A 12,061-nucleotide genomic window follows, 5' to 3' on the forward strand; every position below is an offset into this window, starting at 1 on the left:
CATGTTGTGGCAAACCACCCCACCCGATACCAGCGCCTACATGATGGCTGGTTATATAGTCATCTTCGGTGGCCTTTTCCTGTACCTGTTCTCTCTGGCCTTCCGCCGCCGCCGGATGGAACAAACGCTACGGGATTTGGAAGGCATTGCCAAATTGTGACATTTGTCACTACCCCCACGCCCTCTTGGAGGCTATACTTAGCCTAACCAAGGGGACTCCCACAAAAAAACCTACTCTCCTCCCTCCGAGTTGGTCGGGTCTGCTCCGGGTCTTTCCCGGAGCAGACGCGTTAATGCAAAAAAACAACCCAGCCCTCCGCCTTGGAGGGCTGGGTTGTTGGTCTGTGGGGTGGGTTCAGGCCGGCTGAATGGTGAAAAAGGTGAAATGATAAGCGATCTTGCCGTTCAGCAGCCCCAGGGTATCGTTGCCGTTGCGCACCACGCCCTTAGCCGAGGTCGCCGTCCAGGTAAAGTGGCGCGAATTGCCGCTGCCGCTGTACCCGGTGAGGGTGAACACGGCATTGGGCAGCAGGGTCTGGAACAGCGAACGGTACCACTGGGTAATGGCGGCCTGCCCGGCCACCGTACGCTGCGGGCTGACATGTACTGCTGTGGGCGTGTACAGCGCCACCACTTGAGCCGGATCCTGCGTGTTCCAAGCCGCCACCAGTTTTTCGGTGATATCCACCGGGGGCTGCTCCTGCCCCCAGGGCCAGGGATAGTCCCGCAGAGTCCGCCAGATGGAACGGTCGAGGATGTTCCGGATGTGGTACCACTCCCAGAAATTGGCCGCTGTCAACCCCAGGGCCTTGGCCGTGTCCATGAACTCCACCACATCCTCCGGCGTGGGCACCCAGGAGCCGTATTTGTACAGCGACCCCGTGGGGATGATGGGCCGATAAGGTTCCATGGCCTGGAACTCCTGCACGCTGCGCCGCAATTGCGCCCCGGCGTTATGATGCAGCACCCAGTACACCTGGGGCATGTTGTAATCCACCTGGCTGAGAAACTCTCGCCAGGGGACGGCAGGATGATAACTGGGGAAGCGGAAGGAACTCAGGGCGATGGGTAAGTCCGGGAAGGCGTCACGCAACTTGCCCATAAATCGCCGGGCCTGCTCGTGCTTGTTGTAGTACTCCACCTCCACATCAAGCACATAGCCCTCAGGCTGCAACTGCCGGATGCGTCGGATGGCAGCGTCGGCTTCGCCATCCGGGTCATCGCCGTAAAGGTAATGCCAGCCCCACACGGGCACCCCGGCCTCTTTCAACGCCGCCACCAGGCTCGGCGTCACATCGTGATCCAGACCCGCTTTGCCGTAGAAAAAGTACCTGCCGTTGCAGAATTTGACCAGGACATGCGAAAGGTTAGCCACCTTGGCCACGCGCGCCACCTCTTTGGGGTCACCGCCCTCGATGCGAGGAATTTGCCAGATGAAGATCCCTTTTCCTTGCAGCATAAAGCCCTCCTAGGGGTCGCCAGTGCGCCGTGAGTACCACTTTCCTTAGTTTAGCATATTTCGGCCACCTGAAGGGAAACATCCTGGCACGGGTGGCTCCTTCCCCACTCATCCTCCGGCGAGAAGCCTTTGAGCAGAGCAACTATGCCGGGGGCCTTCACCGCCCGGCCCGCGCCCTCGCTCTTCACGCCCTCTTGCGAAAGCAGATTTACCCCTCCCGATAAGCCTCACGCAGGCGCCGATGCACTTCCTCCGACGTAGCCAAGCGCAACACCTCCTGCGCCAGCGCCTGGGCTTCGGCGAAAGACCATCGCCGGATGTGCGCCTTGACTTCCGGAAGAGCCCTTGGGGCCATGCTCAACTCGTCCACTCCCAGGCCCAGCAGCACCGGCGCGGCCAACGCATCGCCGGCCAATTCTCCGCAAACCCCCACCCATCGCCCCGCCGCATGGGCAGATTCCACCACCTGCGCCACCAGCCGAAGCACGGCCGGGTGCAACGCATCGGCCAGGTGCCCCACCTCGGGATGGGTGCGATCGGCCGCCAGGGTGTACTGACTCAAGTCGTTCGTCCCCAAACTGAAAAAGTCCACCTCCCCGGCCAGCACATCGGCCAACAGCGCCGCCGCCGGGATCTCCACCATGATCCCCACCTCCACGCCCTGAGCCACTTCCCGGCCCTCCTGAGCCAGTTCCCGCTGCACCTGGGCCCAATGCGCCTTCGCCTGACGCACTTCCTCCACCGAGGCCACCATGGGGAACATGATTTTGACCACGCCCTGGGTGCCCGCTCCTGCGCGCAGGATGGCTCGCAACTGGGTGCGGAAAAGTTCCGGCTGGCTCAACGAAAAGCGCAGCCCGCGCAACCCCAGAAAGGGGTTGGCCTCGGCCGGTAACTTCAAATAAGGGATCGCCTTATCGCCGCCGATATCCACCGTGCGGAAAATGACTGGGCGCCCCTCCATGGCCTGGATGTAGGCCCGATAGGTGGCCACCTGCTCCTCTTCGTCGGGTGGGGCCTGACGCCCCATGTAAAGGAACTCAGTGCGCAGCAAGCCGATGCCCTCAGCGCCATATTGCAGCGCCTGGCGCACCTCCTCGGGGCCGCCACCGCCCACATTGGCCCCCAACTGCACCCGACGCCCGTCCAGGGTGACCGCCGGTTGCTCCCACAGGCTCAAGGCCTGCTTCCGGCGCGCCTGCTCGGCCTGCAACCGTGCCCGATAGCGCGCCAGAGTGGCGGCATTGGGTGACAGTAGCACCACGCCCTCCCCGCCATCCACGATCACCGTCTCGCCATTTCGCACCGCCTGGAGCACCTCCGCAGGCAGCCCCACCACCGCCGGGATGCCCAGACTGCGCGCCAGGATGGCCACATGCGAAGTGGGGCTCCCCTGCACGGTACAGAACGCCCGCACCAGGTCCGAGGGCAAGGAGATCGTTTGAGAAGGCGTGAGCGTTTCGGCAAAAAATACGACCGGCTCCGGCGGCAAAGGGATCTCAGCCTGCTCCCCGCGCAACAGGTGGGCCACACGCTGCCCCACATCGCGCAGGTCGGCCGCCCGCGCCCGAAACACCGGGTCATCCAGCCCTGCCAGCATGGCGGCGTATTGTTCAATTGCCTCGTTCCAAGCCAGAGACGCCGGTTGCCCGCTCTGGATGGCCGCCTCCACCTGCTGCCGCAAGGCAGGGTCATCCAAAAACAACAGGTGCGCCTGAAAAATGGCCGCCTCCTTTTCACCCACCTGGGCCAGGGCCTGGTCGTAAATCCGCTGGATCTCTTCCCGGGCGGCCTCCCGGGCCTGGTGGAAGCGGCGAAGTTCCTCGTCTGCGGTACCGCCAGTGGGAGGGGTCTCGATTTCCGGCCCCGGAGGCGTAAACAAAAACGCCGGGGCGATAGCCACCCCCGCGGATGCCGCAACCCCGCGAAAAAGCCGGGGTTCGCCAGGGTCAAAGGTCGTCGTCATCACACTTCCCTCCGTGTTGCTCATCGAGCCAGAGGATGCGTTCCGCGGCTTCACTATCTGTGACCAGGTAATTGATCACCCCGCCGCGCAAGGCACCCAAAATGGCCTTGGCCTTGCGACGCCCTCCGGCCACCCCCATCACGCTGGGGAGCCGCCGCAGGCCCTCCCACGAGATGCCAATGAGCCGCCGATGGAGTTCCAAATCCAGCACGCATCCCTGAAGGTCAAAGAAATACCCGCAGACATCCCCCACCCCGCCCTGAGCCTGAATCGCCCGCAATTCCTCTTCGGAAAGGATACGTGCGTTGTAGAAACTGGACAGATTGGGCGGCCACACGGCCCCGATGCCCACCAAGGCGATGTCAGCCTGCTCGGCCAGGGCGATGGTCTCGCGAACCACCGGGGTCTGTACGATAGCTTCCCGGGCCTGGGGGTCCTTGGCCAGCAACGGCGCCGGCAAATACCGATAGTGGCCGGAGAGAATTTGCGCCAGCCAGCGGGCCAAATCCGGCCCGTCCAGCAGGGGGTTGACCGAGCCCACCGTGCCCATCAACTGAACCACGGTCACGCCGCGTTGTTTGGCCGAGCGCAACGCATTGACCACCTGATACACCCCGGTGCTCCAGGCAATGCCCAAGATCTTCTTGCCTTCCAGCAGTTCGGTCAAACGGCTGGCCGCCAAAATCCCCAGGTTTTGCACTAACTGCATGTAGCCCTGTCCCCCTCGCTCCATCACCAGGGCCTCTTTCAACCGGGGAAAGCGCTGTTCCAACCGCCGTTGTAATTCTGCCACCCGACTCCACACCGGCTGGATGCGGATTTCCACAATGCCCAAATCCCGTGCCTCTTGAAGCCAGCGCGAAATCTGCGAGCGCGACACCCCCAGTTGCTCAGCGATTTCGGCCTGGGTCTTGTTCTCCTCGTAATACAACCGCGCCACACGGGCCAGTTTGTGGTAATGGGAGTCGGTCGGCAACATTACGCCTCTTCACCGAAGTTGGATTCCACCAGCGTGCGCAACGCCTCCAGGGCCTCTTCCGCGTCTTCGCCCTCGGCGATGATCTCGATTTGATGCCCTTGGGCCACGCCAATGCTCATGATGCCCAGAATGCTTTTGGCGTCCACGAAAGCGGTCTCGCGCGTCACATTACGCACCTGAATCCTGGCCTGAAACTGCGCTGCCGTTTGCACGAACAACGCTGCCGGCCGGGCGTGCAGTCCTACAGGATTCTGCACTTCCAAAACGAGAGAACGAGCAACAGGTTGAATGGTCATGTCACAAAATCTTCCTCATAGTGCTGGCCGCCTCGGCCGCCTGCTTGACCGCTTCCAAACCCCGGCCCAGCGAGGCCTCCACAGCAGCCACAATGGCACCCTCTACCAGGGGGGCATCGCTTAGTTTGATCACCTGGCGCTGCTCTTCCGGAAGCATCTCCAACGCCACCTGGGCGCTCATCACGGCGCTCCCCAGATCCAGCAGCACCAACACGCCATCGGGAGAATAGGCCTGCTGCAACGCAGCCAGGATGCGCTCGGCATTGGTACCCAGCGTCTCGTCATCCACGCCACCTGCGGCCGCAATGGTCACCCGCCCCTGACTCATCTGCTCCGCCATATCCTTGACGCCTTCGGCCACTTTGGCGCTGTGCGAGACAATCACAATGCCAATCATAAAGCCAACTCCTTTTCCAGGCAAGCAGGACAATGAGAAACTTCCTGAACCGTTTCCGAAAAAGACTCCGTAGGGTCTTCCGGTTCCTTGAAGCCAACGGTGCCACACCGGCAGGCATACCACCCCGGGGCCGCCTTCTCAAAGGGCTTGCGGGGGCGGCCCAAATCGATTTCCTCCACGCCCATGCCCCATCGGGCGTTGGTAAACAACCGTCGGGCTCCGGCCTGCTCCAACTTCCGAAAGTAAACCACAAAATGCCGGCAATGGCGCATAAAAAGCACCCCTACGGTAATCTCCTCCGGAAAGGGAAAGTCCAGGGCATTGGCACAGATCACCTGCAAATTCCGGGGGAGGGCGTACCCCACCCGCGACAGGAAGCCGGCCACCAGTTGAGGTTGCACTTCCAGGGCGTACACCCGCTGCACTTTGCGGGCTGCCGCCCACGCCAGGCGGAAATCTCCGGCTCCGATGTCCAGAAGCACATCCGTCGGCTTCAAGCGCTCCAACACAAAGTCGTACATCTCCGCGGTATACGGGGCAAAGCGCAGTTCCCAGAGGTCCAGATCTTGTCGGGAGGCAAAGCGTTCCTCCCTAGAGGTGTGTCGCATCATGCTATCCACGCCGTAACCATCGGCTCAAGGTGTAGGTAAAGGCAAAAATCAACCACACACTCCCCAACACCACCAACGCCAGCCGCAGCACTTCCCAGCGATTGGCGTGCGCAGGGGCCGTGTACCATACCAAGGCCACCAGGGCTACACTCAGTAACCCCATGATCCGCAATCCGGTGCGGCGTTTGAGCCATGGCCCGCCGCTACTCTTGGGAACCGACTGTTCTTTCGGGGTCAAGGTTTCCTCCTCGGTTATGGAACAGATACGGCACGGTCAAAGCAGGGTGGAAAAGATCCACAAGCCGTATCCGACGATCAACAACCCGAAAACCAGCAAACCTGTATCCATCCGTTTGACCGCTCCGGCCGAGAGGCCCAGGTCCAGAATCACGGCGCGCACGCCCAGAAGGGCGTGGTAGGTCACCGTGACCAAAAAGATGACCTCCAGCATCATCACCCAGGGATTGGCCAGATAAGCGCGCACCTGTTCATAGGTCATCAATCCACCTGCCAAAAAATGATTCGCCAGCAAGTGCACGCCCAGCAAAATCACCAGCAACACGCCGGTGAAAGCCTGCCACACCCAGACTTTGCGTCCCCTGTCCATAACCAGCCTCCTAAAACATGAACCACGCTGCCAGCAAGGTCAACACCACCGAAAGGGCCAAGGCGGCCCAAAACATGGCCTTGTGGTATTTGAGCCCCACATTGAGGGTCATCAGACCTAAGCGCAGGCCGTTCAGCCCATGGTACACCACCGTGCCGATAAGCACGGCTTCCAAAGCCGTAATCCAGGGTTGCCGGAACAGGGTCAGGATTTCCTGGTAAGAATCCGGCCCCAGAGTGAGCCACCGTAGCACAAACAGATGAAGAAACAAGTAAAGAACCAGCACGATGCCCGTCAGGCGGTGAAGCACAAAAGCCCAATTCGCCACACCGCGCTTGTTGACCCTGAACCATTCGCCGATGGAAGGGCGAGGTGCCTTTGGCTTGGGTCGGGAATATTCCTCCAGCGTGGTCATGGACGGCCTCCCTGTTTCGCATGGTTTTGCCCCTGCTCAAGGAGCAACTTCCGACGCAGGAACAAGATCATCTCCCCAGGCTGAACGCCATTGGGGCACACTTCGGAGCATTCCAGGGCCGTGTGGCAACGCCAACACCCTTCTTCGGTGTCCACCATGTGGAGCACGGCGGCCACATCCTGTCCGCGCGGCTCCTGCACCACCCGCGCCGCGGCAGCCAGGGCCGCCGGCCCTAAAAACCTGGCGTCGGTGCCGACCACCGGACAGGCCGAAAGGCACAGCCCGCACTCCAAGCAGTTTTCAAACCGCATGTACCGCCCCACTTCCTCTGGGGGTTGGGCTTGCGGCAGGAATTCGCTCTCCCGGATGTAGGGCATGCCCATAGGCTCGTACTTCTCGAAGAAGGGCGTCATGTCCACAACCAGGTCGCTGACCAACGGCTGATGTCGCAAAGGCTCCACGACCACTTGCGTTGTGCCCAAATCCACCACGCGGGTGACGCAAGCCAGCACCTCTTTCCCGTTGACCAACATACCGCAGGTTCCGCAGGAGCCATGATGACACGAATGGCGATAGGTCAGGGTGGGGTCTTCCAAACGCAGGTACTCCAGCACATCCAATACCGTATGATGCTCTTCCACCGTGACCCGGTAAGTGTCATACCGAGGCGGGTCAATGAGGCCCGGTTTGTAGCGAAAGATCTTGAAGGTCACCTCAGCCATGTCACATCCTCCGCCGGTAGTACGCCGTATGGGGGAGAAGAACGACCTCGCGGGTGCGGCAGGGCGCGTCCAGGCCCAACTTCTTCACCACCACATTTGCCGTGACTTCGGCCATGCCGCGAGCCGTGGTTGCCTTTCCTCCGGCGATGGTCACGAAGCCCTCCACGCCGTCTCTCTCGGCATGGTCAAAGCACTTGAAGGTGCGGCTAAGTTCCCGTCCGGTTTGCGCACCGCCATCGGAGCCGATGAGCGGCCGGGCAGCCGCCCAGGCCGCCCGCAATTTGGCGTTCCGGATGGCCGGCACCAACTGGGCGCCGTAATCGTACATCAACTGGATGTGCTCTTTCTTCATCTCCAACTTGTCCGGGTCCTCGACCACCCAGGAACTGGTCCCGATCACCGACAAGGTCCGCTGGGGCACGATGATGTCGCCATCACCGGAACGGTGCATGCGATTCAGCACCATGTTGTTCCAACGGCCATAGACGGCCACCAGTACGCCTGGTGAGGGCTGCATGGGCACATGCACGCCGGCCATGGCGGCAATTTTACCGGCCCATGCCCCACCGGCATTGACCACGACATCGGCGCCGATATCATACACCTTGCCCGTCACATGATCCCGGACCCGCACCCCGGTCACCGTCTTCCCCTGCACGAGGATTTCTTCCACCTCGGTATAGGTCAAAATTCGCGCCCCGTGATGCTGCGCCGTGGCCAGAAAGCACAACACGATCCGCATGGCATCCATCGTGCCGTCGGGCACCTCCACCGCCGCCTTTACCGCAGGGTTCAGGTTCGGTTCGCGGGCCAACGCCTCCTGAGGGGTGAGTTCTTTGTAGGGGATCCCGCAAACTTCCAGCCCCTCCAAAAAGGCCGGACGGTAGGCCATGTCTTCTTCGGTAATGGCCACAAACAGGCCGTTGTTCAACTCAAACGAACCAGGGGCAATTTTGCGTAAAATGAAGTTCTCTTCGATGCACTCTTTGGCGGATTCCTGGTCCTTGACCGCATAACGAGCGCCACTGTGCAACAACCCATGATGCCGGCCCGTAGTCCCTGAAGTGACTTCGCCTCGTTCCACCAGCGTGACACACACGCCTCGCAGCGTCAGGTCGTGGGCCACGGCTGCGCCCGTGGCCCCTCCGCCGATCACGACGACATGAGGCTGATTCATAACATGCTTCTCCCAAAACGGGGATGGGCGGCTTCCGCTGGCTTCGTGCGAGGGGCTTGCCGGCGAAAGCCCATCAAACACCGCAAAGATAACAGAAAACCATGCCTTGAACAAGTTAGAAAGGGCGGGGAAGTGCTCCCCGCCCTTTGTCGCTCACCCGTTTGCGGGGAAAGCCAACCCGGAAAGCATTGTCACAACCTCGACCATGCCTTCGGGCCTACTCGACCCAGTTGAAAGTGCGTTCCACGGCCTTCAACCAGCCCTTGTAGAGCCGTTGCCGCTCCTCTTCACCCATCTTGGGTTCCCAGGTGCGGTCAACCTGCCAGTTCGCCCGCAGGTCATCCAGATTGTCCCAGAAGCCTACCGCCAGCCCCGCTGCGTAAGCCGCGCCGAGGGAGGTCGTCTCGGCCACCTTGGGGCGCACCACGGGGACGCCCAGAATGTCGGCCTGGAATTGCATCAACAATTCGTTGACCACCATACCGCCGTCCACCTTGAGCGCCTTGAGGTCCACGCCAGAATCCTTATTCATGGCGTCCAACACCTCGCGGGTCTGGTAGGCGGTGGCCTCCAGGGCCGCGCGGCAGATGTGGCCCTTACGGATGTAGCGGGTCAGCCCCACAATCACTCCGCGGGCATCGGAGCGCCAATAGGGCGCGAACAACCCCGAAAAGGCGGGCACGAAGTAGATGCCGCCGTTGTCCTCCACGCTGCGGGCACAAGGCTCGACATCGGCCGACTTCTCGAAGAACTCCAGGTTGTCGCGCAACCATTGGATCAACGCTCCGGTGATGGCGATGGAGCCTTCCAGGGCATAGTAAGCCGGCTGATCGCCGAACTTGTAGGCCAGGGTGGTCAGCAAGCCGCTCTTGCTGGGGATGGGCTCGGTGCCGGTGTTGAGCAGCATAAAGCAACCCGTGCCGTAGGTGTTCTTGGCCTCACCCACATCGAAACAGGTCTGCCCCACCAGCGCCGCCTGCTGGTCGCCTAAATCGCCGGAAACGGGAATCTCGATGCCAAAAGGTCCATCCTTGGCCGTCATGCCGTAAACTTCACTGGAGGGCCGAATTTCGGGCAACATCTGGCGCGGGATCCCCATGATGCCCAGGATTTCGTCGTCCCAGTCCAGGGTTTTCAGGTCCATCAACATGGTGCGGCTGGCGTTGGTCACATCGGTGACATGCACGCCACCGTTGGGGCCGCCGGTCAGCCACCAGATCTCCCAGGTGTCGATGTTGCCAAACAGGGCGTCGCCCTTCTCGGCCGCCTCACGTACGCCGGGCACATTATCCAGAATCCACTTGATCTTGGGACCGGAGAAGTAGGTGGCCAGGGGAAGCCCCACCTTGAGGCGAAAACGATCCTGCCCGCCATCCTTGGCCAACTCGTCACAGATCTCTTTGGTGCGGGTGTCCTGCCAGACGATGGCGTTGTAGTAAGGCTTGCCGGTGTTCTTGTCCCAGACGTTGGTGGTCTCCCGCTGGTTGGTCACGCCAATGGCGGCCAGTTCAGAGGGATCCACCCCCGCCTTCTCCAACGCCCCCTTGATCACCTGTTGCGTGCGCTCCCAGATTTCCATGGGATTGTGTTCCACCCAGCCGGGCTGAGGATAGATCTGCTCGTGCTCTAACTGGTGGATCCCGATAACCTGACCTTCACGGTCAAAAATCATAAAGCGGGTACTGGTCGTACCCTGATCTACGGCACCGACATACTTTTTCTTCGTCATGGTTACCTCCTCCTTTGAGTTGAAGCCCATCCACAAGGGCTCATGAACACCAAACCTCCATAGCACATTTGAACAGATAAAAAGTCGAGGTGGCGCCAGGGTCCTGATGACCGGCGCTGCGCTCGCCCAGGTAACTGGCACGGCCTTTGCGGGCCACCATGGGGATGGTGGCTTTCATCCCCTCTTCGGCTGCAGCGGTTGCCTTTTCCAGGGCAGTGCGCAGGTCGTCTCCCGCCGCCAGCGCCTTACGCAAGGCCTCCACAGCGGGCGTCATGGCGTCCACCATGGTCTTATCGCCCACCTGGGCTTTGCCCCGCTGCTTGACGCCTTCCAACGCCGCCTCGAACATTTTCAGCACATCCTGCGTCGACAATTCTTCTTTGCCGTTCACGGCCATGCCCATGCGCAAGAACAGAGTGCCATACAAAGGCCCGCCCGCACCGCCCACGGTAGACACCAGGACCATTCCCACCTTCTTGAGGATGGCACCGATGTCTTTGTCCTCCACACTGGGCAACTGGGCCATCACGGCTTGAAAGCCCCGGTCCATGTTGATGCCATGGTCAGCATCTCCAATGGCTGCATCCAGTTGGGTGAGGTAATCCTTCTGTTCAGCCAGGGTTTCCGCGTAGTGATGAAGCCATTTGAGCACATCTTGTTTGGTGACCATGCTGCTTCTCCTTGAAGGCGGGCGGGAGCGGCTCAAATGCCCCAACGCAGGGCGGGTGTCTTCACCGGGGCATCCCAGAATTTGAGCAACTCATCATCCACCCGCAGCAGCGTGATGGAAGTTCCCGCCATCTCCAGAGAGGTGATGAAGTTGCCGATCAGATTGCGCTCAATGGTGATTCCTTTAGCCTGGCAAATTTGTGCCAATCGGCGATACACGATGTACAACTCGATCAGGGGCGTCCCGCCCATGCCGTTCACCATGGCAATCACCCGGTCTCCGGACTTGAAGGGCAGGTCGCTCAAAACGGCTTCGGCCAGCATGTCCACGATTTCATCGGCCGGCTTGATTTTCATGCGCGTGCGGCCAGGCTCACCGTGGATACCAATGCCGATTTCCATCTCGTCTTCGGCCAACTCAAACGTGGGCTTGCCGGCGACCGGCACCGTACAGGAGGTCAACGCCATCCCCATGCTGCGGCCATTCTCGTTGACCCGCCTGGCGATGTCGGCCACCTTGTCCAAAGGCAGCCCGGCCTCGGCGGCCGACCCGGCGATTTTCTCGACGAAAACCGTCACCCCCACTCCACGACGGCCCTGGGTGTAAAGGCTGTCCTCGACGGCCACATCGTCGTTGGTGATCACCGTGGCCACTTCGATCCCTTCCGCCCGCGCCATCTCAGCAGCCATTTCAAAGTTCATCACATCGCCGCTGTAGTTTTTGACGATGTGCAGAACTCCGGCACCCCCATTCACGGCCTTCGTGGCTTCGTAAATCTGATCCGGCGTGGGCGATGTAAAGACCTCACCCGGGCAGGCCGCGTCCAGCATGCCCATCCCGACATATCCCCCGTGCAGCGGTTCGTGGCCGCTCCCACCGCCGGAAACAATACCCATCTTGCCTTGCACCGGTGCATCCGCCCGAACGATGTAGTTCGGATCGAAATGCACCTTCACCAAATCTGGATGCGCCAGGGCAATACCTTCCAATTCCTCTTTGACCACATCTTCCGGTCGGTTGATCAACTTCTTCA

At 60.9% G+C, this 12,061-nt stretch carries 15 protein-coding genes; 1 reads left to right on the top strand and 14 read right to left on the bottom strand.

Translation table 11 applies throughout. The annotated features are described in order from the left end of the window. Position 1 precedes the first annotated feature (1 nt). Positions 2-160: a CcmD family protein gene (locus G4O04_03115; protein ID HEY57522.1), complete on the top strand. Its 159-nt coding sequence runs from the start codon at positions 2-4 to the stop codon at positions 158-160. Positions 161-355: 195 nt separating this feature from the next. On the opposite strand, the gene G4O04_03120 is transcribed toward G4O04_03115, so the two are convergent. From G4O04_03120 to dhaK, 14 genes are all read right to left on the bottom strand, one after another. Continuing rightward, complete coding sequence (locus tag G4O04_03120) at positions 356-1,459, bottom strand: nuclear transport factor 2 family protein (protein HEY57523.1); 1,104 nt, start codon at positions 1,457-1,459, stop codon at positions 356-358. 208 nt (positions 1,460-1,667) lie between these two features. Next, positions 1,668-3,425: a phosphoenolpyruvate--protein phosphotransferase gene (ptsP, locus tag G4O04_03125; GenBank protein HEY57524.1), complete on the bottom strand. Its 1,758-nt coding sequence runs from the start codon at positions 3,423-3,425 to the stop codon at positions 1,668-1,670. Then, positions 3,409-4,404, bottom strand: coding sequence for a sugar-binding transcriptional regulator (locus G4O04_03130; GenBank protein HEY57525.1), 996 nt, complete (start codon positions 4,402-4,404; stop codon positions 3,409-3,411). The genes ptsP and G4O04_03130 overlap by 17 nt, the downstream gene beginning before the upstream one ends. Then, positions 4,404-4,700, bottom strand: coding sequence for an HPr family phosphocarrier protein (locus G4O04_03135; protein HEY57526.1), 297 nt, complete (start codon positions 4,698-4,700; stop codon positions 4,404-4,406). Before G4O04_03135 ends, G4O04_03130 begins: the two co-directional genes overlap by 1 nt. Position 4,701: 1 nt before the next feature. After that, positions 4,702-5,097 (bottom strand): PTS-dependent dihydroxyacetone kinase phosphotransferase subunit DhaM, encoded by a 396-nt coding sequence (locus G4O04_03140; protein HEY57527.1) that lies wholly within the window; start codon positions 5,095-5,097, stop codon positions 4,702-4,704. Continuing rightward, positions 5,094-5,708: a methyltransferase domain-containing protein gene (locus G4O04_03145; protein ID HEY57528.1), complete on the bottom strand. Its 615-nt coding sequence runs from the start codon at positions 5,706-5,708 to the stop codon at positions 5,094-5,096. Before G4O04_03145 ends, G4O04_03140 begins: the two co-directional genes overlap by 4 nt. A 1-nt stretch (position 5,709) precedes the next feature. Continuing rightward, entirely contained in the window at positions 5,710-5,946 is a 237-nt protein-coding gene (locus G4O04_03150; GenBank protein ID HEY57529.1) for a hypothetical protein, read from the bottom strand. A gap of 36 nt (positions 5,947-5,982) precedes the next feature. Then, positions 5,983-6,315, bottom strand: coding sequence for a succinate dehydrogenase, hydrophobic membrane anchor protein (sdhD, locus tag G4O04_03155; GenBank protein HEY57530.1), 333 nt, complete (start codon positions 6,313-6,315; stop codon positions 5,983-5,985). A gap of 10 nt (positions 6,316-6,325) precedes the next feature. Next, the gene (gene sdhC, locus G4O04_03160; GenBank protein HEY57531.1) at positions 6,326-6,730 is read right to left on the bottom strand and encodes a succinate dehydrogenase, cytochrome b556 subunit; all 405 of its coding nucleotides are present in this window, start codon (positions 6,728-6,730) and stop codon (positions 6,326-6,328) included. Then, the gene (locus G4O04_03165) at positions 6,727-7,452 is read right to left on the bottom strand and encodes a succinate dehydrogenase/fumarate reductase iron-sulfur subunit (protein ID HEY57532.1); all 726 of its coding nucleotides are present in this window, start codon (positions 7,450-7,452) and stop codon (positions 6,727-6,729) included. The genes sdhC and G4O04_03165 overlap by 4 nt, the downstream gene beginning before the upstream one ends. A 1-nt stretch (position 7,453) precedes the next feature. Beyond that, complete coding sequence (locus tag G4O04_03170) at positions 7,454-8,629, bottom strand: FAD-dependent oxidoreductase (protein ID HEY57533.1); 1,176 nt, start codon at positions 8,627-8,629, stop codon at positions 7,454-7,456. 217 nt (positions 8,630-8,846) lie between these two features. Further along, a complete protein-coding gene (gene glpK / locus G4O04_03175) occupies positions 8,847-10,358 on the bottom strand; it encodes a glycerol kinase GlpK (GenBank protein HEY57534.1) in 1,512 nt (503 codons plus the stop codon). A gap of 40 nt (positions 10,359-10,398) precedes the next feature. Further along, positions 10,399-11,028: a dihydroxyacetone kinase subunit L gene (dhaL, locus tag G4O04_03180; protein ID HEY57535.1), complete on the bottom strand. Its 630-nt coding sequence runs from the start codon at positions 11,026-11,028 to the stop codon at positions 10,399-10,401. A gap of 32 nt (positions 11,029-11,060) precedes the next feature. After that, on the bottom strand, positions 11,061-12,061 hold a 1,001-nt coding region (gene dhaK, locus G4O04_03185), incomplete at its 5' end, for a dihydroxyacetone kinase subunit DhaK (GenBank protein HEY57536.1).

This window comes from Anaerolineae bacterium, from assembly GCA_011176535.1.
In the GTDB taxonomy this organism is placed as follows: domain Bacteria; phylum Chloroflexota; class Anaerolineae; order Anaerolineales; family DRMV01; genus DUEP01.